Source organism: Polaribacter sp. ALD11 (assembly GCF_002831685.1).
Classification (GTDB): Bacteria; Bacteroidota; Bacteroidia; order Flavobacteriales; family Flavobacteriaceae; genus Polaribacter.
In genome coordinates, this window is sequence record NZ_CP025119.1 from 148,378 (window position 1) to 172,890 (window position 24,513).

The window sequence follows — 24,513 nt, forward strand, 5'->3', positions numbered from 1 at the left end:
TAATACAATATCAAATGAAAACAATTTATCTTTTTTTATTAGTTTGCTTAGCAACTACAAGTTCAATATTTGGGCAAAAATTTGAAAACTTAGCATTAACTCCGCCAATGGGTTGGAACAGTTGGAACACTTTTGAGTGTGCTGGAGTTAACGAAACTGTAATTCGAGAAATGGCAGATGCAATGGTTACAAAAGGTTTAAAAGACGTTGGTTATGAGTATATTGTAATTGATGATTGTTGGCAAATAGATCGAGATGAAAACGGTTACATTATTGTTGATAAAGAAAAGTTTCCATCAGGAATTAAGGTTTTAGTAGATTATGTACATTCTAAAGGTTTAAAATTCGGGATTTATTCGGACGCAGGAACAATGACTTGTGCAAAACGACCAGGAAGTAAAGGTTTTGAGTATAAAGATGCAGAAACCTATGCGAAATGGGGAGTAGATTATTTAAAATACGATTGGTGTTATACGGAAGAACAAGATGCAAAAACAGCATACAAGTTAATGCGCGATGCATTATATAAAGCAGGCAAACCAATTGTTTTTAGCATGTGTGAATGGGGTGAAAACAAACCTTGGGAATGGGCAGAAAATGTTGGGCATTTATGGAGAACTACTTTAGATATTGACATGAAAGGTAGGTTTGATGGAAATATTAATGGAAATTTAATTGGATGGTCAGATTTAGTGGACCTGCAAGTTGGTTTAGAAAAATATGCAGGTCCAGGACATTGGAATGACCCAGATATGTTGGCTGTAGGAAATAATGATATGCCAATTAATGAAGCAAGAGCACATTTTACTATGTGGGCAATGTTGGCAGCGCCTTTAATGGCTGGAAACGATTTAAGAACAATGTCTTTTAGCGATCAAGAAATTTTAACGAACAAAGAATTAATAGCTATAAATCAAGACGTTTTAGGAAAACAAGGTTTTAAGGTTAAAGATTATGGAAACTTTGAAATTTGGCAAAAGCCTTTATTAAACGGAGACATTGCGATCTGTTTATTTAATAGAGAAACTTCAAATAATAAATACCAAGTTAATTGGAAGCAGATGAATATTAAAGGTTTTTCTGAAGAATATTCTATTAAAAATTTATGGGAAGATAAAACAATCGGAACTACAAATACCAATTTTTTAATTGAAGTTCCTGCTAGAGATGTTGTGGTTTTTAGACTGGCGAAATAAAATAATAATTATGAAACTAGATTTAGTTAAAATAAAAAGTATTGTTTTTATTAGTATTTTATTTTTAGGTTTTATTGGATGTTCTCAAAATAACTCTATCGCTTTTGAAGCTACATATCCTATAATACCTGTACCAAATCAAATAAGTTTTGGCGATGCAGAAATTAAATTTAAGAGTATCAACATCAGTACAATAGAATTTAAAAATGAAAAGAAATTATTAACTAATTTTTTCAAAACAAACGATATAACTTCATTAGAAAACGGATTGCATATTCAGTTGATAAAAGAAAATATTTCTGTTTATGATAATGAGGAAGCCTATAAAATAAGTATTTCAGACAGCATTATTATTGCTGCAAATTCTGATAAAGGAATTTTCTACGGAATTCAAACACTAAAGCAAATCTTCAGAAAAAACAAAGCGAAAGGCGTTTTTCCTAAAGTTGATATTACAGATATACCTGCATTTAAAATCCGTGGTTTTATGCACGATACTGGTCGTAATTTTCAATCGGTAGCACAAATAAAAGAGCAGATTGAAATTTTATCACAATACAAATACAATGTGTTTCATTGGCATTTAACAGACAACCCTGGTTGGCGATTAGAGAGTAAAATGTATCCAGAATTACAATCGGAAGAAGCTACAACAAGACAAAAAGGGGATTTTTATACGCAAGAAGATTTCAAAGATATTATAGCTTTTTGTAAAGAAAGAAAAATCACTGTTATTCCCGAATTCGATATTCCAGGACATACAGATGCTTTTAGAAAAGCGTTGCAAATTGATGAAATGCGCAATCCAAAAGTGAAACCTATTTTACTCAATTTATTTCAAGAATTAATGAATTTGGCAGCTGCAGAAACAATGCCTTATATACATATTGGAACAGATGAAGTTCGAAATGATTTTGAGCGTGTTTCTAAGGATGATATTTTTGAATTGATGCAACTCATAAAAAAAAATAATAGAGAAGTAATTGTTTGGAAGGAAGGTATTGTGGTAGAAAAAGATTCTACTTCTATTAATCAACTTTGGGCGTATCACGAAGGTACAAAAGGGCACAGGTTTATAGATTCGAGAAGTAATTACATTAATCATTTAGACCCTTTTGCAGGAATGGCACGTTTGTTCTTTCAGCAACCAGCAAGACAACCAAAAGGCGATGCTTTAGCACTTGGAGGAATTTTAGCTGCGTGGCCAGACAATAACATTCATAACGAACGTGATATTTTAAAGCAAAATCCTATTTATCCATCAATGGTATTTTATGCTGATGCAATTTGGAATGGTAGAGCAAAAGATTACCCTGAATATTGGGCGAAATTACCGTCAAAAAAAACACAAGAATTTAAAGATTTTAAAACTTTTGAAGAGAAAGTAATTGCGCACAGAGATTTATTTTTTAAAGGAAAAGAGTTTCAATATATTAAGCAAACTGATAAAAATTGGAAATTAATTGGGCCATTTAATCACAAAGGAAATGTAGAAAAATCATTTCCTGTGGAAGAGCGTATTAAAGAAACGTATGAAGTTGATGGAGAAGAATTTTCTTGGACTAATAAGCACGTTGGTGGAACCATCCATTTAAAACATTTCTTCGGATTTGAAAGTGTTACCAAAGCAAAACAAGGAACGTATTATGCATATACAAATATTTATTCTCTAGAAGATAGTGTGCAAGATTTTTGGGTTGGTTTTCAAGGTTGGTCAAGATCTGGCGGAAGAAGAGTTGGTCCTTTTCCAGATGCAGGAGATTGGCACACCACAAAACCAAAAATTTGGGTAAATAATACTGAAATTGCGCCTCCATTATGGAAACAGCCAAATTTAGGAACAAAAACAGAGGAAATTCCGTTTATTGATGAGGATTACTTTTTTAGAAGTCCGACTAAAATCACCTTAAAAAAAGGTTGGAATAAAGTGTTGTTAAAAATTCCACAAGATAATAATTCTTGGAAATGGATGTTTACTTGCATTCCTGTAAATGTTACAAAAGATGGATTTAGAGAAGTAACAGACTTAAAATATAGCACTAATTTCAATAATAATTAGAATGAAAAAAATCATCATTATTTTTTTAATCGCTTTTGTAAATGCTGGTTTTGCACAAGAATATTCTGAGCATTATCTTAAAAGAAAAGCTTTGTTTGAAAGTGAAAAAGATACTAAAAACGAAATTATTTTTTTAGGAAATAGCATTACAGAAGGCGGAAAATGGAAAGATTTATTTCCTGGTAAAAATGTAATTAATAGAGGAATTAGTGGAGATGTTACTGACGGGATATTGTTTCGATTGGATGAAGTTACCTCATCTAAACCCAAAAAAGTATTTTTATTAATTGGTACAAATGATATGGCGCGTGGTAAAAGTATCGACTATGTATTAGAAAATACAGAAAAAATTATTTTGCAAATCAAAAGTCAATCCGAAGAAACAATAATGTATATACAAAGTATTTTACCTATAAATCCAAATGTGGGTAAAAAGTTTTCAGGGCATAAAAATAATCATCAAAAAATTATGGATGCTAACAAACGTTTGAAAAAGTTAGCAAAAAAGTTGAATGTAAAGTTTATTAATTTACATGGAAAAATGAGAAATGGTAAAAAACACATCAAAGAAAAGTATACTTATGATGGTTTGCATTTAAGTGAAGAAGGCTACAAAAAATGGAGAAAAATAATTTGTAAATACGTTAATTAAAATGAAAAAGAAACCAAGACCTTATGTATTAGCAGAAACCAATTTTAAAGCTGTTAAAGAACAAAATTATACAGTTGCCATTTTACCTTGGGGCGCAACTGAGGCGCATAATTATCATTTGCCTTATGCAACCGATAATATTTTAGCTGAAGCTGTTGCTATTGAAGCAGCAAGTATTGCTTGGAATAAAGGTGCGAAAGTGGTGGTTCTGCCAACAATTCCTTTTGGTGTAAATACGGGGCAGTTAGATGTTTCTTTATGCATTAATATGAATCCAAGCACACAATTAGCAGTTTTAAAAGATATTGTTGATGTGTTAAATCGACAAAAGATTCAAAAATTAGTAATTGTAAATGCACATGGAGGCAACAATTTCAAACAGATGATAAGAGAATTATCTGTTGAGTTTCCGTCAGTTTTTGTGTGTGCATTAAATTGGTGGAAAACAGAAAATGGAGAAGATTTCTTTACTGAACCTGGAGACCATGCAGGAGAATTAGAAACTGCTGTTACCATGCATTTAATGCCACATTTAGTGTTGCCTTTAAATGAAGCTGGATCTGGTGCTGCTAAGCAATTTAAGTTAAAAGGATTAAAAGAAGGTTGGGTAACTAGCCAACGAAAATGGACTTCTGTAACGAAAGACACTGGAGTTGGAGATCCTAAAAAAGCAACAGCAGAAAATGGAGAAGATTTTTTTAAAGCGGTAACAATTAAGATAGCTTCCTTCTTAGTAGAATTATATCATTCTGATTTAGAAAATATGTATGAATAATTTTAATATGTAATACATAATACAGTTAAGATTATTTTATTAACTTGCCTTACGGTTTTTATATTAAAAATTTATTTCAGTTCATTGTAGTAGTTTAGAAAAAGTAACGAAGTAGTAAAGCTCTACAACGATTTGAAAAAAAACAAATTATTTACAAAGTAATCTCAATAAAATGAAGAAAATTCAGAAGGCAGTTCTCTTATTAGTGGTAATTTTAATTAGTATTCAATTTTACGGACAAGAAATCTCTAAATTAAAACTTACAAATCTACCTAGTTTGCCCGCTCAAGCAACCACAACAGAATCTCTTGGTTTTGCAGGTATGTTAGGAGGGGCTCATAATGGAGTTCTTTTAGTTGCTGGTGGTGCTAATTTTCCTGAAGGTTTGCCTTGGGAAGGTGGTAAAAAAGTGTGGAGCAAAGATATATACATTTTTGAAAACGACGAATGGAGGCTGTCTTCAAAACAATTATCAGAACCACTTGGCTATTCGGCTTCTATAAATACAGACCAAGGTATTTTATGCATTGGCGGTAATAATGCAACTTCGACTAGTAACAGTGTTTTTATGCTGAGTTATAATAGCGCAAGCAAAGAAGTTGAAATAACAGCATATCCGAAATTACCAGAATCTTTAGCTTTTTCTTCTGCAGTGGTTGTAGATGACTTTGTATATGTGGTTGGTGGTAAAAACGCAGAACGTAGCACAAATTCATTTTATAGATTAGATTTAAAAAAGAAACATAGTTGGACGAAATTAACTGATTTCCCAGGACTTCCTAGAGCACTTCACACTACGGCTATTCAAGAAACAAAAGAGGCTAAAAAACTATTTGTTATCGGAGGAAGAAACGAAGTAAAAGGACAAAAATCAGAAGCTTTAACTACGTATTTGTCTTATGATTTTAAAAATGAAGTATGGCAAGATGAAGGCACATTATTGATAGATGATAAACCTATGGTCTTAATGGGAGCTTCTGCAGAAGTTATGGGATCTATGCATATTATGGTGTATGGAGGAAGTGACGCATTACTTTTTGATGAATTAGAAAATATTGGTTTAAAAATGGGTAGCGAACAAGATGCTACTGTAAAAAGCGAATTAACTGGTAGAAGAGATGCTATTTTAAATAATCACCCAGGGTTTTCAAAAGATATTTTAGCATATAATACAATTACAAAAAAATGGTTTGTGTATGATAGTCTTTCAACCAAGATTCCTGTAACAGCACTTTCATTTAAAAATAACGATGATTTTGTTATTGTTTCTGGCGAAGTTTCTCCGGGCATTCGAACGGCAAATGTGCAAACATTTAAAATAGCAGATGCTGCACATCCATTCGGAATTCTTAATTATAGTATTCTTGTACTTTACTTGTTAATATCTGTATTTATTGGTCTTTATTTTGCTCGTAAACAAAAATCTACCGATGATTACTTTTCAGGAGGTGGTCGTATTCCTTGGTGGGCTGCAGGTTTAAGTGTTTTTGGTACCTTGTTAAGTGCCATCACTTTTATGGCAATTCCAGCGAAGGCTTTTGTTACAGATTGGTCTTTCTTTTTTCTAAATATTACGGCAATATTAATTACGCCATTAATCGCTTTTATATTTATTCCCTTTTTTAATAGACTAAAAATAAAAACAGCTTATGAATATTTAGAGGATCGTTTTAATTACTCAGCACGTGCTTTTGGAAGTTTATCTTTTATATTATTTCAATTAGGAAGAATTGGTATCGTTTTATTGTTGCCTTCATTAGCAATTTCAATTGTAACAGGAATTCCCGTTGAAACCAGTATTTTAATCATGGGAATACTGTGTATCTTTTACACCACATTTGGTGGTATTGAAGCTGTAGTTTGGACGGATGTTATGCAAGTAATTGTGCTGCTTGGAGGAAGTGTTTTGGCAGTTGTATGGATTATGATGCATACAGAAACCTCATTTGCAGATATGATAACGTACGCTTCAGATCGAGAGAAGTTTAATATTGCTAACTTAGAATTGAATTTTACAGAATCTACCTTTTGGGTAGTATTTATTGGAGGTTTAGCCTCTGCGATGGTTACGCAAGGAACAGACCAAACTATTGTACAGCGTTATTTAACAAGTTCTAGTGTTAAAGACTCTCAAAAAACCTTGTATACAAATGCAGTATTAACATTGCCAGCAACCATTATCTTTTTTGGTTTAGGTACACTTTTGTTTATTTTTTACTCGGAAATGCCATCCAAACTTTCACCAGCAATTTCTAATAACGATTCTATTTTTCCTTGGTATATTGTAAGAGAATTACCTATGGGAATTTCAGGTTTGTTGGTAGCTGGAATTTTTTCTGCGGCAATGTCTAGTATTAGTAGTAGTTTAAATTCGGTTTCAACAGCTTATTGTAATGATTTTCACTTGCACTTTAAACCTAAAATTAATGATATTAAACTTTTAAAAATTGCAAGAGTAGCAACAATGGTAACAGGTGTTCTGGGCGTACTTTTAGCACTTTGGATGGCAAGTTCAGAAATAAAATCGCTTTGGGATCAGTTTTACCGTTTTTTAGGACTTTTTACAGGAGGACTAGGAGGAATGTTCCTTTTAGGAATGCTTACCAAAAAAGCCAATGCTACTGGTACTTTAATGGGGTTAGTAGTTAGTGCCCTTGTAATATGGTACATTAGTGTGTTTACAGAAATCAACTTTTTAATGTATTCTTTCTTTGGTGTTGCTTCTTGTTTTGGCTTTGGATACATTTTTAGTTTGATCTTTCCTGATAAGAAGAAAGCAATTAAAGCTTTATAAATAATAACTATTTTTAATTTTTAGAATACAATAATACTTAACAAGGCCATAAACCCTGTTAAGTATTTTTTTTATATTATTTTTGAAGGATGAAAAAACCATTCCAATTTAAAGAGTTCACAATTCATCAAGATAAAACAGCTATGAAAGTTGGTACAGATGGTGTTTTATTAGGTGCTTGGTGTTCTGTTAATGATTATCCGGATGCTATTCTAGATATAGGATCTGGAACTGGAGTAGTTTCTTTAATGATTGCACAACGTTCAGATGCAATGACAATAGATGCAGTTGAGGTTGATGAAAATGCATACGAACAAACTGTAGAAAATTTTGAGAAATCTGATTGGGGAGATCGTTTGTATTGCTACAATGCTACTTTTCAGGAATTTGCAAATGAAATAGGTGAAGAGGAGGAGAATTACGATTTAATCGTTTCGAATCCGCCTTTTTATACAGAGGATTTTGAAACGGAAGATGCTGCTAGAAATAAAGCACGATTTACTTCTTCACTTTCTTTTTCAGCATTAATTATTGGAGTTGTTAAAATTTTATCGAAAAATGGAATTTTCTCAACTATAATTCCTTTTAGAGAAGAGGTAGATTTCATCAATATAGCAAAAGAAAATGGATTGTTTTTAAATAAGGTTTGTAGGGTTCAAGGGAATGAAACTTCAGAAATAAAAAGAAGTTTACTCGAGTTTTCTTTCAATGAAATCGAAATAAAAGAAGAAAACTTAATTATAGAAATTGAGCGTCATCAATATACAGAAGACTATATTAATTTAACGAAAGATTTTTATTTGAAAATGTAATGCTATTTTGTTATTCAAAGGAACGAAGTAACCTCTAAATAAAAAGATTACTTCGTTTTCTTTTTTAGTAATTATAAAAGTTTATCCCATCACGTGATTAGGATTATATCCTAGATATGGTACCTCTTTCTCTGCAAATTTTATTCCATGGTTCTCTAATTCTTTTAAAATAGGTTCATAAACCTCTTTTGTAATTGGAAGCTGAACACCAGGAGTTTTAATTTCACCTTTTAAAATTTTTAAAGCAGCTATTCCAACAGGCAAACCAACTGTTTTAGCCATCGCAGTATAGGTCTGGTTTTCACCAATCACTACCAAACTACTTTCTATTTGATGTTTTTCTCCATTAATTTCATACCCAAAGAGATGTTGCATTACAATCATATCTTTATCGTTTTCTTCTAAAGTCCAAGAATCTTCTAAAATTTTCTGAAGCATTTTAGCTGGAGTTGCATTTTTAATTCCAATTTTTTTCTTCGGATTAAAAAGATCTAACTCTAATAATTTTTCCCACATTAAATCATCTTGATCTATTTTTAGATAAGAACGTAATTTTAATTCTACAGAATCAGAAGGAGAATAGGCTAAAAATAAATTCACAAAATCTCGATAACTCATGTTCTCAGATTCTTCTATTGTATAAGAGTCATCAGTCATTCCTAATTGTACAAAAATGTTCCAAGCTCTAGAAAAACCTACTTTTCTAATGGTTCCTCTGTACATTGTAGAAATATTATCTAAACCATAAACACTTCTATATTTTAAAGAATCTCTATTAGCGTAGGCTTCAAACTTTGCATTGTTAACTTTTAGAAATTCAGTTCTTCTAAATAATTTACTATAAGGAATGTATTTATAAGTGCCTTCTTGTATAAACATTGCGGCTCCACCTTGTCCTGCTAAAACAACGTTTCTAGGGTTCCAAGTAAATTTATAATTCCATAAATTAGTATCGCTTTCTGGCGCAACGATGCCTCCGCAAAAAGATTCAAATAACAGCATTTTAGCACCATTACTTTTAATTTTATCAATTATTTGCATTGCGCTCATATGGTCAATTCCAGGATCTAGACCAATTTCATTCATAAAAACCAAGCCTTTTTCTTTCGCTTGAGCATCTAATGCCTTCATTTCTTCAGAAATATATGAAGCAGTTACCATGTGTTTGTTAAAAGTGATGCAATCTTTAGCTACTTCTATATGAAATCTTGCAGGCAACATAGAAATTACGATGTCTGCCTTTTTGATGAGTTTTTCACGCTGATTTTTGTCATAAACATCTAAAACTATGGCTTCAGCATTTTTATGATTATTAATCAATTTATTTGCATTTTCTGTTGAAATGTCTCCAATGGTTAAAAAAAGATGTTCTTCATTAGATTTATCTAGTAAATATTTAATGAGAGCAGAACTCGATTTTCCAGCACCAATAATTAGAATGTTTTTCATATGATAAATGATGTATTTTTGTATGAAATACGAATATACATCAATTGTTTAAAATTTAACAAAAACCATCAATAATGTTTAAAAATTTAATAATTACTAGTTTTTTAGGAATGTTGACTATCATTTTAGGTGCTTTTGGGGCCCATGCTTTAAAAGAGACTTTAACTCCAGAGCAATTATTGAGCTTTGAAACTGCTGTTCGTTATCAGATGTATCATGTAATTGTTTTACTGTTTGTAAATACCTATAGTGGCTTTTCTTCTATTAAAAAAAATACTATAAGTTGGTTGTTTTTCTTCGGAATATTATTTTTCTCGGGTTCTATATATGCGATTCAGTTAACAGAAATAACTGCAAAATCAATTTGGTTTATAACACCAATTGGAGGTTTGTTATTTGTAACAGGTTGGCTTTTTATGATTATTTATTTCTTAAAGGAAACATTAAAAAAGTAAGGTATCCGTAAAAAAACATAAAATAACTTCTCTGTGAAAAAATATTGTTTAATTTTGTTACGTAATAATAGAAACACAACTAAAATTATATAAATGATAAATCTAAATACGAAATCGATTTCGTTAGACAATTTAGGAATCAAAAATGCAACAGTTCGTTACCAATTATCATCTGACGAATTGCACGCAGAAACTTTAGAAAAAGAGCAAGGAGTTGAGTCTTCTTTAGGAGCAATTGCGGTAAACACTGGGGAGTTTACAGGACGTTCGCCTAAAGACAGGTTTATTGTAAAAGATAATGTAACAAAAGATGAGGTTTGGTGGAGTGATATTAACCTACCATTTGATTCTGATAAATTTGATGCTCTTTATAATAAGGTTGCAGATTACCTTTCAGAAAAAGAAATTTTTGTGAGAGATTCTTATGCTTGTGCAGATGAAGACTATAAGTTAAACATACGAGTTGTAAATGAACAGCCTTGGACTAATATGTTTGCACATAACATGTTTTTACGTCCTACAGCTGAAGAATTGAAAGATTTTTCTCCGGAATGGACCGTAATAAATGCGCCAGGTTTTATGGCAGATCCAGAAGTAGATGGAACACGTCAGCATAACTTTGCTATTTTAAACTTTACTAGAAAAATTGCTTTAATTGGCGGAACTGGATATACAGGAGAAATTAAAAAAGGAATTTTCTCTGCGTTGAACTTTATATTGCCTGTTTATAAAAATACATTGCCAATGCATTGTTCTGCAAACGTTGGTAAAGACGGGGATACAGCAATTTTCTTCGGATTATCTGGAACAGGAAAAACAACACTTTCTACAGATCCTGATAGAAGTTTAATTGGGGATGATGAACATGGTTGGACTGCAGAAAACACCGTTTTTAATTTTGAAGGAGGTTGTTATGCAAAAGTGATTAATTTATCGCAAGAACAAGAACCAGAAATTTTTGCAGCAATTAAAAAAGGAGCAATTCTAGAAAATGTTGTAATGGATGATAAAGGAGTTATCGATTTTGCAGATACTTCAATCACCCAAAATACAAGAGTTAGTTATCCTATTTATCATATAGACAATATTCAAAAACCATCAATTGGTAAAAATCCAAAAAATATCTTCTTTTTAACTGCAGATGCTTTTGGTGTTTTGCCTCCAATTTCTAAATTAACTCCAAATCAAGCCGCATATCATTTTATATCTGGTTATACAGCAAAAGTAGCTGGAACAGAAGCAGGTATTACAGAACCAACACCTAGCTTTTCAGCTTGTTTTGGTGCACCTTTTATGCCTTTACATCCAACAAGATACGCAGAAATGCTAAGTAAAAAGATGAAAGATGCAGGGGTTAATGTTTGGTTGATAAATACAGGTTGGTCTGGAGGCCAATACGGAGTAGGAAGAAGGATGCCTTTAAAATATACAAGAGCAATGATTTCTGCTGTTTTAAACGGTGATTTAGGAAGCTATAAATATGAGGATTATCATATTCATTCTGTTTTCGGAGTAGCACAACCAAGAAGTTGTCCTGGAGTTCCAGCAGAATTATTAAGTCCAAGAGCAACTTGGAATAATGATGAAGCATATTATAAAACAGCGTTTAAATTATCTAATGCTTTTAGAGAAAATTTTACACAATTTGAAGATGCTGCAAGTGAGGAGATTCGTAGAGGAGGTCCTCAACGTTATGCCTTTTAATATATAATTTTTAGTTTTACAATTAAAACACCTCATTTAGAGGTGTTTTTTGTTTTTAAAATTATACTTAAACTAGATATGGCAGAAGTATTTGTTTTAATAATTGTCAGTTTTAAATTTGCATTTTAATTCGAAGTGTTGTTTTTTTTAGCAGTATTTTGAAGATTATCAATAAAATATAGTACTTAAAAATTAATTTATTTGAAAGTAAAATTGTCTAGCAGTAAGTAGGTTATCCTAGATTAATAGCAACGCTAGAATAGTCATTATTCTATTATTACAGGAATTAATATATCAGAAAGTTGTATTTTTACTACAATAGTGTTTGAGTCAAGATTAATTTTTATTGAGTCAATTAGAATTTGACTTTCAATTTATCTTTGTTGTGTGCTAATATTGGTATAGAAATTGTATTACAATTGGTACAAAAGATTAGTTTAACCATAAAAAAAATAAGAAAGATGAGTAATAGTAGCAACACAATAGTAGGTTTATTAGCAGGAACAGTAATTGGTGCAACTTTAGGTGTTTTGTTTGCCCCAGATAAAGGAGAAAAAACAAGACAAAGAATATCTGAAGAAGCTTTAGCAGCTAAGGATAAAATGGCAGAAAAGGCTTCTGAAATTAAAGCACAAGTTTCTTCTACAGTAATAGACAGTAAAGAAAGTTTAGATATACAATTAGACAAAGTAGTTTCTAATGTAAGTCATAAAGCTCAAGATGTAATAGCAACTTTAGAGAATAAATTAAAGGAATTGAAAGATAAGAGTAAGAAATTACAAAAACCTGCATAATACATGAGTATATTTAATAATTTAAGTAATTCTGCAGATAATGGAACAGAGGCTACCAAGCAATTTGTTTCCAAAACATATGAACATACAAAGTTAAAAGTTTTTCAATTATCTGCTTTAACGTTTGGTATGATGGCAAAACTTTTTGTTATTGGAGGTTTAGCGTTTATAGGGTTTATTTTTTTAGCTCTTTCTGCAGCAATTGCCTTAGGAGACTATCTTAATAATAATGCTTTAGGCTATTTATCTGTTGGATTATTTATATTAATAATTTCTCTACTATTCTATCTTTTGAGAAAATCTTTTGATAAGAAAGTGATTTCTAAAATGTCTAAAATATTTTTTAATTAACCAACAAAACTAAAAATAAAAGTAATGAAAACATATCAAAGTTTTGAGGAAATTGATTTAGATTTAAAGCAACTATCATTAGAAAGGCAAATAGCATTAGAGCAACTTAAAATTGTTAAAAATGATTTTGAGGAAAGTTTAAAGCCAATTAGTATTTTAAGTAATACTTTTAAGTTTGTAAGCAAGTACGGAGCTTTAATGTTTATTAAGAAAATTTTTAAATAGGTAAGATTAAAAATTACTTAGCCATTTATAATGGCTAAGTTTTGGTTGGTTGAAGAACCTCAATGTGAGAGCATTGAGGTTTTTTTATTTTTCTAAAACTGTTAAAAGTTTTTTCTTAAATTGGTTAGGTGTAATGTTGTATTTTTCTCTGAATATTTTAGAAAAATAACTTCTACTACTAAAGCCAATAGTGTAAACTATTTGAGAGATATTTAAATCTGTAGTTCTTATTAAATCTCTTGCAGATTCTAAACGAACGTGTCTTATATATTCTGTTACAGTTCTATTGTATAAGAATTTAAAACCATCTTGTAATTTAGATTGGGTTAAACCAGATTGTAAAGAAAGTTCCTCTAAAGAGTATTCTTTTTCTGGATTTTTTAAAATGATACTACTAAATTTTCGTATTATTTTTAATTCACTTTTTACTAAAGAAGTAGGTAAAGGTATACCTTCTAAGAGCCTGTTGTGTTGTTGTATGTGTAAAGATAAAACTTCATAAACTTTAGCTTCAATCTTAAGAATACGTAACATTCCTGTTCCTTTTATTTTTTTCAAACCTTTAATAAGGTCAGCCATTTTAAGGTTTAGAGTACCAAAATGAGAAAACCTATTTTCGTGATCTGTATCTACAAAAACTTCATATAATTTTTTATTAAGAGTAGATATTTTTGTAGTTCTTTTTTTTAAAAAATCTTTTCGAACTATTTGAATAACATTTATTTCTAAAGCTTCATTCTTAGGAAAATGAATATAATTATAACCACCTATTTTATTTGTAAATATTAAGGATTGAAACTGTTCAATCATTTTTTCTTCGTTATCAAAACCAAATCGATGTTTTAATGAGCCTCGTGAAGAGTATAAAAACCGAATAGGATTAAATTCACTATGAGCTTTCACTTTTAAAATAACCTCTTTGTGAAAAGTAATATCGAAATCTAATAAATTTACACCCCAATCGAAAGGAGTAAATTTAACTTCACCTGAAGCATTTTTATTATCAATAATTAAAGTGCACTCACTCCAATGCTCTTCTATATAGCCACCTAAAGCTTCTTGAAGTTGCTCAAGTGTATCTTTCGGACTATCCGCAATTATTTCAATTGTAATCATAACTTCAGCTTAAATCCTTATTGATATTTTATTTAAAAATAATTTATAAAGATAGTTGAAAAAGCATATACATATACCATACCGATTAAAATTTTTATGAATAGAGACAATTCTACAACGTTTTGAATCTTATTTTTGAGAAAATAAAAAAGATAAAAAATGAACATTTACGAAGAAATTAGAAAAGACCATGACAAGCAAAGACAACTTTTAAATAAGTTAGTAGCAACTTCAGGTGATTCTGAAAGTAGAGATAAATTATTTAAAGCTATAAAAGTAGAATTAGAAATACATGCAAATGCAGAAGAACGCCACTTCTATAAACCATTAATCTCTAATGATATGATGCAAGAAAAGGCAAGACACGGTATTGCAGAGCATCATGAAATAGATGAGTTAATAGAACAGTTAAAAGAAATAGCTTATGATTCTTCTGCTTGGTTAAAAATAGCGAAAGATTTAAAAGAAAAGGTAGAACATCATTTAAAGGATGAGGAGCATCAATTTTTTCAACTGTCTGGAAAAGTGTTTTCAGAAAGTGAAAAAAAATCTTTGGCAAAAGAATACAGAGATTATATGAGTAAAAATTTAAAAAAATAAAGAATCGTTTGATAAATTTTGTAATTATTAACTAGTTGTGCTGTAACTAGATAAGAATAAAATTAGTATGTGTTTTTTATTTTGATTGAGTCAAAAAATAATGTGTTTGAATTAAATAGATTTAGTACTTAAAGTTAATTTTGTAGACAATAGTAACAGATAGATGTAAACGTTTGGCATCTTAAAATTAAGCGGGCGTTCATTAAAAATTATAGAAAAATGAATACTTACACAAAAGAAGTTGGGAAAAAATTAAATGCTCTTTTAGAGAAAACCTATGATGCAGAAAAAGGTTTTAAAAAAGCAGCAGAAAATATTGAGAACGAATCTCTAAAGAGATACTTTACCAAAAAAGCAGAAGAAAGATACACATTTGGTCATGATTTAAAAAAGGAAATTAGTTCTTTTAATCAAGAAATCGATAAAGGAGGAAGTGTCGCAGGAACAGTACACAGAGCTTGGATGGATGTTAAATCTTTGTTTTCATTAGATGATGAAGAATCGATGTTAGAAGAAGCTATTAGAGGAGAAAAAGCTTCTGTTGAAGAATATAATGATGTTTTAAAGGAGATTGATTTACCTTCAAGCACAAAAAATATTTTAGAAGCACAAAAAAAGACCATTGAAAACGGACTTTATAATATTAAGTCTTTAGAAGAACTTTAGTAGAAAATTAGAGTTAAGTTAGAATTTAAAAAAGATGCTTTGTAGCATCTTTTTTTGTTCTGTACTGTTCTGTGTTTAGTTATTTGAGTTAATATTACACTTATTAGAGTTAAGCCAAATTGTATTAAGCCTGTAAATTTGTAGTATAAGAAATAGAAAATAACTATTTAATTACTAACTATAAAAACTTTAAAATTATGTTACGTTGGACAATCACATTTGTAGTAATCGCATTAATAGCAGCAGTATTAGGATTTGGTGGAATCGCAGGAGCTTCTGCAGGAATTGCTAAAATTTTATTCTTTGTATTTTTAGTGTTATTCGTATTATCTTTAATTAAAGGTGGTATCAAGAAATAAATAAATATTGCTATGATTAAAAAAAAACTGTTTAAATTAAATTTAAACAGTTTTTTTATGCAACAAAACCATGTTTTCTGGCATGTATAATTGCATCTTTAGAAGAATGTACAATCATAAATTGAGTATCAGAATAATTTTCGATGAGCATTTCAATTCTTTTCATTTTTTTACTATGCAATACGCTTCTTAAATAAATTGCTTTAATTCTTTTTGGGTGATTTTTAGCAATCTCCATGTAGATATCTGCATCATGTTCACCAGCATCACCAATTAAAATAAAAGACAATTGAGGGTATGTATTTAAAATATTAATAATTTCTTTTTGCTTTTGAGGTTTTTCTTCACGTGTTTTCTTCTGAAACATGTTTCCAACACTTCTTAATAATATTGCTCCTTTAGGAAAGTTATTCTTCTTTAAAAAATAATCTAAGTAGTTATACAAATTCCATGGGCTATGACTTACATAAAAAAAAGGATTTGCGTTTTTACCAGACTTCCCCAAGTGTAATAAACTGTAAAAATCGGAAGCACCAACCAGTGCTTTTCTTTTAAAAGGAGACACAAAGAATGTGTTTATTACAAGTCTCCATTTTAATTTTGAAATAACACCTGTGTGTAGAATGGTATCATCAATATCACTAGCTACTCCAAATTCAGCAGTTTCTGAAGGAATTAGTAACTCACCAGAGAACCTGTTTTTATTATTTATTTTTCTACCTTGGTTAGCATTAGTATAGGAAACTTCAAAATGTAACCAACCCTCACTATTTGTTAACTCAGATAAGTTTTTTAAATTTTTTTCTACAACAAAATAACCTTTCTCATCGGTTTTGGTTTCAATTTTATAGTTATTTGAAAGTGTAATTGTTAGAGAAGTGTTTTTAACTTCATCACTCTCAAAGCGTTTCCAAGAATTTATCAATAGGCTAAAAATATTTTTTCTTTCTAGATTGATATTTTCATCTTGTAAAGCCCTTCCTCTAACATAAAAATGATTATCTCTACCATAGCTTTGAAAAATAATAATTTGTAAGGGGTCTTTTTTGAAAAATGACATTTTTTTGATTTTAAAGATTCACTAAGTTCATAAAAAAAAGCCACATTTTATTGTGACTTTATATACATATTGAAGCTGTTTTAAGATTAATTTTTATCCTTAATTTTAATTTTCACTCCTTCAATATCTTTTAACTGAGTTCTAACTTCTTCCTCTGAACCTACTAAAGTTTTTTCTGTAATGGTTGTTTTTCCATTTACAGTTTTTCTTATCTCTACATTAGCAGTAACATTTCCATTAGAATCGTTTGACAGCATTTCTACAGTGGTTTCTGTTTTGTTATTTAAATTTTCTCCACCTTTTATTCCTTCATAATTATTAATCATTTCAATTTCTACAACGGCTTTCTTATTAATTCCGTCAGAATGTCCTCCTAAAATAGGTGCAATTACCAACCCGATTAAACACGTAAGTTTAATTAAAATATTCATAGATGGCCCAGAAGTGTCTTTAAAAGGGTCTCCAACAGTATCTCCAGTTACAGCAGCTTTGTGTGCTTCCGAACCTTTATACGTCATCACTCCGTTAATTTCTACACCTGCTTCAAAAGATTTTTTAGCATTATCCCATGCACCACCAGCATTATTCTGAAAAATAGCCCAAAGCACACCAGAAACAGTAACACCAGCCATATAACCACCTAGCATTTCTGCAACCAACATATTATTCTCTTGATAGACTAGTTTACCGACTAATACAACAAGTATTGGAAAGCCTATAGTTAAGATACCTGGTAACATCATTTCTTTTAAAGATGCTTTTGTAGAAATAGCGACACATTTATCATATTCTGGTTTCCCAGTTCCTTCCATAATTCCAGGAATTTCTTTAAACTGTCTTACTACTTCGTTTACCATTTCCATGGCAGCTTTACCAACAGCATTCATTGCTAATGCAGAAAACACAACAGGAACCATACCACCAACAAACAACATGGCTAGTACTGGGGCTTTAAAAATATTAATTCCATCAATACCAGTAAAAGTTACGTAGGCAGCAAATAAAGCTAACGATGTTAATGCAGCAGAAGCAATGGCAAAACCTTTACCTGTTGCAGCAGTTGTATTACCAACAGCATCTAAAATATCTGTTCTTTCTCTAACAATAGGATCTTGTTCACTCATTTCTGCAATACCACCAGCATTATCTGCAATTGGCCCGAAAGCATCGATAGCTAATTGCATTGCTGTTGTTGCCATCATAGCAGAAGCAGCCAAAGCAACTCCATAAAATCCAGCTAAAGCATAAGAAGCCCATATTGCTGCAGCAAATAATAAAACAGAAGAGAACGTAGAAATCATACCCGTAGCTAAACCTGCAATAATATTTGTTCCTGCTCCTGTACTAGATTGTTGTACGATTTTTAAAATTGGTTTTGATCCTAAGCCAGTATAGTATTCAGTAAACGCAGAGATTCCGGCACCAACCACTAAACCAACTAAACAAGCATAAAACACTCTCATAGAAGAAATGTCTTGAAGCCCCTCACCAAAGAAATCCATTTGCATTGTTTCTGGTAACATCCAAGTTACTAAACCATAACATGCAGCAGCTACCATTAAAATTGATGCCCAGTTACCGATGTTTAATGCTTTTTGAACATCAGCTTCTTTTGCGTCATTAGATGAAATTTTTACTAAGAAGGTTCCAATAAGAGAAATAATAATTCCTACACCAGCAATAGACATTGGTAATAAGATTGGTCCAATTCCGCCAAACGCATCCATTACAAATGTTCCGGCAGTAGTCATATCTTTAATAACATAATTACCTAGTACCATAGCAGCTAAAACTGTTGCTACATAAGAACCAAATAAATCTGCACCCATACCAGCAACATCACCAACATTATCCCCAACATTATCTGCAATAGTTGCTGGGTTTCTCGGGTCATCTTCAGGAATATCAGCTTGTACTTTACCTGCTAAATCGGCTCCTACATCAGCAGCTTTTGTGTAAATACCACCACCAACTCTTGCAAATAAAGCGATAGATTCTGCACCTAAAGAGAAACCAGCTAATGTTTCTAAGACAACAATCATTATGTCTCCTGGTTCCATCATTTTGCCACCAAATTCAGTAGCCACCCATTCTCCGTTCATAAACAATTGATAGAATACAATAAAGAATGCCGTTAAACCTAGTACCGCTAAACCAGCAACTCCTAACCCCATAACAGTACCACCGCCAAAAGAAACTTTTAGTGCATTTGGGAGACTCGTTTTTGCCGCTTGTGTAGTTCTAACATTTGTTTTTGTTGCAATTTTCATTCCCATGTTTCCTGCAAAAGCAGAAAAGATAGCTCCTATGATAAAAGCAACTACAATAAGAATGTGAGTTGATTCTACCATAAATGATACACCTGCTAAAACAATACTTGCTCCAACTACGAAAATTGCTAGTAATCTATATTCAGCATTTAGAAAAGCCAAAGCTCCTTCATATATGTGGTCAGAAATTTCTTTCATTTTCCCATCACCTGCATCTTGTTTCATTACCCAAGATTTTTTTACAAGCATATATATCAGCCCTAATAATGCCATTGCAATTGGCATCCAAATCATCATTGATTCCATATATTATTTATTTTTGATTGGTTAGTAATAGTCGTAAATGTAAGGAAATCAATGAGAAATAAAAAACCTCTTAAAATTTTTAGTTTTAAGAGGTTTGTAATTTAATGGTGTTTTAATTTCTATATCTTGAAATTATTAGTCTTTTTGTAGTCACTTTTTTCGTATCTCTCAACACAATCTTTAAAAATTTGGATTGCTTCGTTAGCATCTCCCCAACCACCTACATCTACCTTTTTCTTCTCTAAATCTTTGTATACTTTAAAGAAGTGTTCTATTTCTTTAAGTCTATGAGGGTTCAAATCAGAAATATCCTCTTTATCATTCCAAATAGGATCTGAAATTGGTACACAAATAATTTTTTCATCCGGTCCTTTTTCGTCTGTCATGTGAAAAACTCCAATAGGTTTTACTTCAATAACACACATAGGAAAAGTTGGTTCATGTCCTAAAACTAAAACGTCTAAAGGATCATCATCTAAAGCTAATGTTTCTGGCACAAAACCATAATCTGCAGGATACATCATAGAAGAGAACAACATTCTGTCGAAACGGATTTTTTTCAAATCAAAATCATACTCGTATTTATTTCTACTTCCTTTAGGTATTTCAATTAAAACATCGAAAGTTATCTTTTCTTTTGGACTCATGAATTTCTTATTTATCTATTTTAAATTTAATGCAAAAGTAATAAATCTATTAAGTTTTTCAATATAATTTATTATGAATTTGCGCAATGCTTTTCGAGTAAGTTGTTTCTTTTAAGTAAAGAAAAATCCTTTTTTCATCAATTGAAAAAAGGATTTTTTAAAATCTCTAGAAGAATGTTTTATACATATAGTACTTCTTTTACGGCTTTTATAACATCATTAGAATTAGGAATCCATTTCTCAAATAATACAGGAGAATAGGGTGCAGGTGTATCTGCTGTTGTAATTCTTTTAATTGGCGCATCTAAATAATCAAATGCTTCTTCTTGTATCCTATAAGTAATTTCAGATGCAACACTGGCAAATGGCCACGCTTCTTCTAAAATTACCAATCTATTTGTTTTCTTTACAGAAGTTAAAATAGCAGCATGATCCATAGGACGTACTGTTCTTAAATCGATAATTTCAACAGAAATATTTTCTTTTGCTAATTCGTCTGCTGCTTTATATGCTTCTTTAATAATTTTTCCAAAAGAAACAATAGTTACATCAGTACCTTCTCTTTTAATATCTGCAACTCCAATAGGAATGATGTATTCTCCTTCCGGAATCTCCATCTTATCACCATACATTTGTTCAGATTCCATAAAAATAACCGGATCATCATCTCTAATAGCTGCTTTTAATAAGCCTTTAGCATCGTATGGGTTTGATGGTACAATAACTTTTAAACCTGGTGTATTTGCAAACCAATTTTCAAATGCTTGCGAGTGTGTTGCTCCTAATTGACCTGCAGAAGCAGTTGGTCCTCTAAAAACAATCGGACAATTAAACTGCCCACCAGACATTTGTCTAATTTTTGCTGCATTGTTTATAATTTGATCAATTCCAACTAAAGAGAAATTAAATGTCATATACTCTACAATAGGTCTGTTGCCATTCATAGCAGAACCAATTGCAATCCCTGCAAAACCAAGTTCAGCAATAGGAGTATCAATAACTCTTTTTGCGCCAAACTCATCTAACATTCCTTTACTAGCTTTATAAGCTCCATTATATTCTGCAACCTCTTCTCCCATTAAATAAATGCTTTCATCTCTGCGCATTTCTTCACTCATGGCTTCACAAATTGCCTGTCTAAATTGAACTGTTCTCATTGAATCTAAATTATTGTTTATTTTTGATACGCAAAAGTAAGGAAATTAATGTCAATTTTTTTGATAGAAATTTAGAAACTAAACAAATTTTAATCATTATTTAACTTAATCGTTTTCGTTATCTGTTAAATAATTAAAAAATTTACTATGCATGCATAGTAAATTTAAAAAAAAAGACGTAATTTCGTCAATAAGAAAGAATATAAAATTATAATTTATGAAAATATTAGTTTGTATTAGTCATGTACCTGATACCACTTCAAAAATTAATTTTACAAATAATGATGCTGAGTTTGATAAAAACGGAGTACAGTTTGTAATTAATCCTTATGACGAGTTTTGTTTAACAAGAGCAATGTGGTTTAAAGAAAAACAAGGTGCTTCTGTAACCGTTGTAAATGTAGGTGGGGCAGAAACAGAACCAACTCTTAGAAAAGCATTGGCAATTGGCGCAGATGATGCGATTAGAATAAATATCGATCCTACAGATGGTTTTTTAGTTGCAAAAGAATTAGCAGCAGTGGTAAAAAACGGAAGCTATGATTTAGTGTTAGCAGGTAAAGAGTCTGCAGATTATAACGGACAAATGGTTCCTGGAATGTTAGCTTCTTTAGTAGATTTTAACTTTGTAAATGGTTGTGTAGGGCTAGAAGTTGAAGGTACAAATGCAACTGCAAAAAGAGAAATAGATGGTGGTACAGAAACTTTAGCAACAGCTTTACCTTTAGTTATTGGAGGACAAAAAGGAATTGTAGAAGAAAAAGATTTACGTATTCCTAATATGAGAGGAATTATGATGGCGCGTAAAAAACCTTTGCAAGTAGTAGAAGCAATAGGAGCAAGTGCAGCAACAAATAATCAATCTTTTGAAAAACCAGCACCAAAAGGAGCTGTTAAATTAGTCGCTGCAGATAACTTAGATGAGTTAATCAACTTATTGCACAATGAAGCAAAAGTGATTTAAATTTCTTTGGAAGTTTAAAATAATGCTGAATTTCATCAATAAAAATAATTAAAAATCCATTTTTTGTCTACTTATAGTTTGTCAAAAAATAAAAAAATAAAATATATGTCAGTTTTAGTTTTTGCCGATTCAACGGAAGGAAAATTTAAGAAAACTGCTTTTGAAGTAGTTTCTTACGGAAAAAAAGTTGCAGAACAACTAGGAGATCATTTAGTTGTTTTAACAATAAATGCGACAGATGCATCTGAATTATACACGTATGGTGCAGAAAAAGTATTAACAGTTTCAAATGAAAGTTTGTCTACTTTTAATGCAAAAGAATATGCAGCTGTAATAACGCAAGCAGCAAATAAAGAAAATGCAACAGTAGTTGTAGTAGATTCTAGTATAAATGGGTTGTATTTGTCTCCATTAGTAGCGGTTAGTTTAGAAGCAGGTTATGCTTCAAATACAGTTGCGGCACCTTCAAGTACAAGTCCTTTTACAGTAAAAAGAAAGGCATTTTCAAACAAAGCATTTTCAAATACTGTAATTTCTACAGATAAAAAGGTAATAGGAGTTGCTAAAAACTCATACGGAATTCACGAAAACCCTGTTACTGGAACAACAGAAAGCTTCGAAGCAGAAATTATAGCATCTGGTGTAAAATCTGAAAAAATAGAAAGAGTTACTGGTAAAGTAACCATTGCAGATGCAGATACCGTAGTTTCTGCAGGTAGAGGATTAAAAGGACCGGAAAACTGGGGAATGATAGAAGAATTGGCAGAAGTTTTAGGAGCAGCAACAGCTTGCTCTAAACCTGTTTCAGACTTAGGTTGGCGTCCTCACGGTGAACATGTTGGGCAAACAGGAAAACCTGTAGCATCTAATCTGTATATCGCAATTGGTATTTCTGGTGCAATTCAGCATTTAGCAGGTATTAACGCATCTAAAGTAAAAGTAGTTATTAATACAGACCCAGAAGCGCCGTTTTTTAAAGCAGCAGATTATGGCGTTGTAGGAGACGCTTTTGAGGTAGTTCCTAAATTAATAGAAAAACTAAAAGCATTTAAAGCTGCTTAATATTTTTTGGGCGTGCCCAAATTATTTAATATAGAACTTTAAAAAAACCTATCTGAATACTAAATTTTGATAGGTTTTTTTAATTAAAACAGATCATTTTAAAGCATAATTTCGTCAGGCTTTCAGCACTCGTTTTTTCTTTGGCAAAAAAGCCAAAAGAAAAGAACTCAAACAACTGCTTCAATCCTTCACGCGGGCTTTCGTTCTTACAAAAAAACAAATTCAGAAAGAATAACCGTTTTCACTATATAATTTTTAGTAAATTGTGCCCTTAAAAAAAACATTAAAATAGATCGTTTTGCCATTGTTAGGAATCAAGTAATTTTTTATTTAAAAAATTACTTTTGCCAGAGCTTTGGTATTTACAATAGCGATATTCAATTTTAAGTGTTAAGATTTTTTCCGTAGAAAGATATATGAGTTTAATAAAACTAACAATAAAAGGAATTTCTTACAGTCAAACACAAACCGGTGCTTATGCATTAGTGTTAAGTGAAATGGAAGGAAACAGAACTTTACCAATTATTATTGGTGCTTTCGAAGCACAATCTATTGCAATCGCTCTAGAAAAAGAAATTAGACCACCAAGACCTCTAACGCACGATTTGTTTAAAACCTTTGCCAATCGTTTTTCAATAGATATTAAAGAAGTTATTATACATAAATTAGTAGATGGCGTTTTCTTTTCGAGTTTAGTTTGTGAAAAAGACGGAATAGAAGAGGTAATTGATACAAGAACATCAGATGCAATTGCAATTGCTGTTCGTTTTCAAGCGCCAATTTTTACTTATGAAAATATTTTAGATAAAGCAGGTGTTTATCTTAAACTAGAAGAAGAATTAGGTTTAAATGATCCTTCAGAAATTCAAGAAATTTCTTTAGATACAGAGAGTTTATTAGGTGTTGATAACGAATCTTCGTATTCAAAATTATCTGTTTCCGAGCTAAATGAAGAATTAGACCAAGCAGTTGCCGATGAGAATTATGAATTAGCTGCAAAAATTAGAGATGAAATTAGTCAACGCTCTTAAAAACTAACG

At 31.1% G+C, this 24,513-nt stretch carries 23 protein-coding genes; 17 read left to right on the forward strand and 6 right to left on the reverse strand.

Going from position 1 to position 24,513, the window contains the following annotated elements:
* Nucleotides 1-14: 14 nt before the first annotated feature.
* From CW731_RS00480 to CW731_RS00505, 6 genes are all read left to right on the forward strand, one after another.
* Nucleotides 15-1,196 carry a glycoside hydrolase family 27 protein gene (locus CW731_RS00480; RefSeq protein ID WP_100944862.1) on the forward strand — a complete coding sequence of 394 codons (1,182 nt, stop codon included), beginning with the start codon at nucleotides 15-17 and terminating at the stop codon, nucleotides 1,194-1,196.
* Nucleotides 1,197-1,206: 10 nt separating this feature from the next.
* Entirely contained in the window at nucleotides 1,207-3,255 is a 2,049-nt protein-coding gene (locus CW731_RS00485; RefSeq protein WP_198519836.1) for a family 20 glycosylhydrolase, read from the forward strand.
* Between the two features lies 1 nt (nucleotide 3,256).
* Nucleotides 3,257-3,907 carry a GDSL-type esterase/lipase family protein gene (locus CW731_RS00490; protein WP_100944864.1) on the forward strand — a complete coding sequence of 217 codons (651 nt, stop codon included), beginning with the start codon at nucleotides 3,257-3,259 and terminating at the stop codon, nucleotides 3,905-3,907.
* Between the two features lies 1 nt (nucleotide 3,908).
* The gene (locus CW731_RS00495) at nucleotides 3,909-4,682 is read left to right on the forward strand and encodes a creatininase family protein (RefSeq protein ID WP_100944865.1); all 774 of its coding nucleotides are present in this window, start codon (nucleotides 3,909-3,911) and stop codon (nucleotides 4,680-4,682) included.
* 172 nt (nucleotides 4,683-4,854) lie between these two features.
* Entirely contained in the window at nucleotides 4,855-7,476 is a 2,622-nt protein-coding gene (locus CW731_RS00500) for a sodium/solute symporter (protein ID WP_100944866.1), read from the forward strand.
* Nucleotides 7,477-7,565: 89 nt separating this feature from the next.
* Nucleotides 7,566-8,288, forward strand: coding sequence for a tRNA1(Val) (adenine(37)-N6)-methyltransferase (locus CW731_RS00505; RefSeq protein ID WP_100944867.1), 723 nt, complete (start codon nucleotides 7,566-7,568; stop codon nucleotides 8,286-8,288).
* Nucleotides 8,289-8,369: 81 nt separating this feature from the next.
* Here CW731_RS00505 and CW731_RS00510 read toward each other — a convergent pair whose 3' ends face one another.
* Nucleotides 8,370-9,737: a saccharopine dehydrogenase family protein gene (locus CW731_RS00510; RefSeq protein ID WP_100944868.1), complete on the reverse strand. Its 1,368-nt coding sequence runs from the start codon at nucleotides 9,735-9,737 to the stop codon at nucleotides 8,370-8,372.
* Between the two features lie 74 nt (nucleotides 9,738-9,811).
* Between CW731_RS00510 and CW731_RS00515 the strand changes: the two genes are divergently transcribed.
* The 5 genes from CW731_RS00515 to CW731_RS00535 all read left to right on the forward strand — a co-directional run bounded on the left by CW731_RS00515 (nucleotide 9,812) and on the right by CW731_RS00535 (nucleotide 13,266).
* Nucleotides 9,812-10,192, forward strand: coding sequence for a DUF423 domain-containing protein (locus CW731_RS00515; RefSeq protein WP_100944869.1), 381 nt, complete (start codon nucleotides 9,812-9,814; stop codon nucleotides 10,190-10,192).
* A gap of 93 nt (nucleotides 10,193-10,285) precedes the next feature.
* Nucleotides 10,286-11,896 carry a phosphoenolpyruvate carboxykinase (ATP) gene (gene pckA / locus CW731_RS00520; protein ID WP_100944870.1) on the forward strand — a complete coding sequence of 537 codons (1,611 nt, stop codon included), beginning with the start codon at nucleotides 10,286-10,288 and terminating at the stop codon, nucleotides 11,894-11,896.
* A gap of 461 nt (nucleotides 11,897-12,357) precedes the next feature.
* Entirely contained in the window at nucleotides 12,358-12,690 is a 333-nt protein-coding gene (locus CW731_RS00525) for a YtxH domain-containing protein (RefSeq protein ID WP_100947584.1), read from the forward strand.
* Between the two features lie 3 nt (nucleotides 12,691-12,693).
* Complete coding sequence (locus CW731_RS00530) at nucleotides 12,694-13,041, forward strand: hypothetical protein (protein ID WP_100944871.1); 348 nt, start codon at nucleotides 12,694-12,696, stop codon at nucleotides 13,039-13,041.
* 24 nt (nucleotides 13,042-13,065) lie between these two features.
* Nucleotides 13,066-13,266: a hypothetical protein gene (locus CW731_RS00535; protein ID WP_100944872.1), complete on the forward strand. Its 201-nt coding sequence runs from the start codon at nucleotides 13,066-13,068 to the stop codon at nucleotides 13,264-13,266.
* An 84-nt stretch (nucleotides 13,267-13,350) separates the two neighbouring features.
* On the opposite strand, the gene CW731_RS00540 is transcribed toward CW731_RS00535, so the two are convergent.
* Nucleotides 13,351-14,382, reverse strand: a complete 1,032-nt coding sequence (locus CW731_RS00540) for an AraC family transcriptional regulator (RefSeq protein ID WP_100944873.1) — start codon at nucleotides 14,380-14,382, stop codon at nucleotides 13,351-13,353.
* Between the two features lie 159 nt (nucleotides 14,383-14,541).
* Here CW731_RS00540 and CW731_RS00545 point away from each other — a divergent pair, with 159 nt between their 5' ends.
* The 3 genes from CW731_RS00545 (at nucleotide 14,542) to CW731_RS00555 (ending at nucleotide 16,007) form a co-directional block, all read left to right on the forward strand.
* Nucleotides 14,542-14,982 carry a hemerythrin domain-containing protein gene (locus CW731_RS00545; protein WP_100944874.1) on the forward strand — a complete coding sequence of 147 codons (441 nt, stop codon included), beginning with the start codon at nucleotides 14,542-14,544 and terminating at the stop codon, nucleotides 14,980-14,982.
* 219 nt (nucleotides 14,983-15,201) lie between these two features.
* A complete protein-coding gene (locus CW731_RS00550) occupies nucleotides 15,202-15,648 on the forward strand; it encodes a PA2169 family four-helix-bundle protein (RefSeq protein ID WP_100944875.1) in 447 nt (148 codons plus the stop codon).
* Between the two features lie 197 nt (nucleotides 15,649-15,845).
* Nucleotides 15,846-16,007 carry a DUF1328 domain-containing protein gene (locus CW731_RS00555; RefSeq protein WP_100944876.1) on the forward strand — a complete coding sequence of 54 codons (162 nt, stop codon included), beginning with the start codon at nucleotides 15,846-15,848 and terminating at the stop codon, nucleotides 16,005-16,007.
* Between the two features lie 55 nt (nucleotides 16,008-16,062).
* On the opposite strand, the gene CW731_RS00560 is transcribed toward CW731_RS00555, so the two are convergent.
* The 4 genes from CW731_RS00560 to CW731_RS00575 all read right to left on the reverse strand — a co-directional run bounded on the left by CW731_RS00560 (nucleotide 16,063) and on the right by CW731_RS00575 (nucleotide 21,447).
* On the reverse strand, nucleotides 16,063-17,067 hold the full coding sequence (locus CW731_RS00560; protein ID WP_100944877.1) for an App1 family protein: 1,005 nt from the start codon (nucleotides 17,065-17,067) through the stop codon (nucleotides 16,063-16,065).
* 86 nt (nucleotides 17,068-17,153) lie between these two features.
* Nucleotides 17,154-19,643, reverse strand: a complete 2,490-nt coding sequence (locus CW731_RS00565) for a sodium-translocating pyrophosphatase (RefSeq protein ID WP_100944878.1) — start codon at nucleotides 19,641-19,643, stop codon at nucleotides 17,154-17,156.
* Between the two features lie 119 nt (nucleotides 19,644-19,762).
* A complete protein-coding gene (locus tag CW731_RS00570; protein WP_100944879.1) occupies nucleotides 19,763-20,290 on the reverse strand; it encodes an inorganic diphosphatase in 528 nt (175 codons plus the stop codon).
* Between the two features lie 179 nt (nucleotides 20,291-20,469).
* Nucleotides 20,470-21,447 (reverse strand): pyruvate dehydrogenase complex E1 component subunit beta, encoded by a 978-nt coding sequence (locus tag CW731_RS00575; RefSeq protein ID WP_100944880.1) that lies wholly within the window; start codon nucleotides 21,445-21,447, stop codon nucleotides 20,470-20,472.
* A 217-nt stretch (nucleotides 21,448-21,664) separates the two neighbouring features.
* On the opposite strand from CW731_RS00575, the gene CW731_RS00580 reads away from it, so the two are divergent.
* The 3 genes from CW731_RS00580 (at nucleotide 21,665) to CW731_RS00590 (ending at nucleotide 24,504) form a co-directional block, all read left to right on the forward strand.
* Complete coding sequence (locus CW731_RS00580) at nucleotides 21,665-22,411, forward strand: electron transfer flavoprotein subunit beta/FixA family protein (RefSeq protein WP_100944881.1); 747 nt, start codon at nucleotides 21,665-21,667, stop codon at nucleotides 22,409-22,411.
* Nucleotides 22,412-22,516: 105 nt separating this feature from the next.
* Nucleotides 22,517-23,473, forward strand: a complete 957-nt coding sequence (locus CW731_RS00585) for an electron transfer flavoprotein subunit alpha/FixB family protein (RefSeq protein WP_100944882.1) — start codon at nucleotides 22,517-22,519, stop codon at nucleotides 23,471-23,473.
* 416 nt (nucleotides 23,474-23,889) lie between these two features.
* Nucleotides 23,890-24,504, forward strand: a complete 615-nt coding sequence (locus tag CW731_RS00590; protein ID WP_100944883.1) for a bifunctional nuclease family protein — start codon at nucleotides 23,890-23,892, stop codon at nucleotides 24,502-24,504.
* Nucleotides 24,505-24,513: the final 9 nt, after the last annotated feature.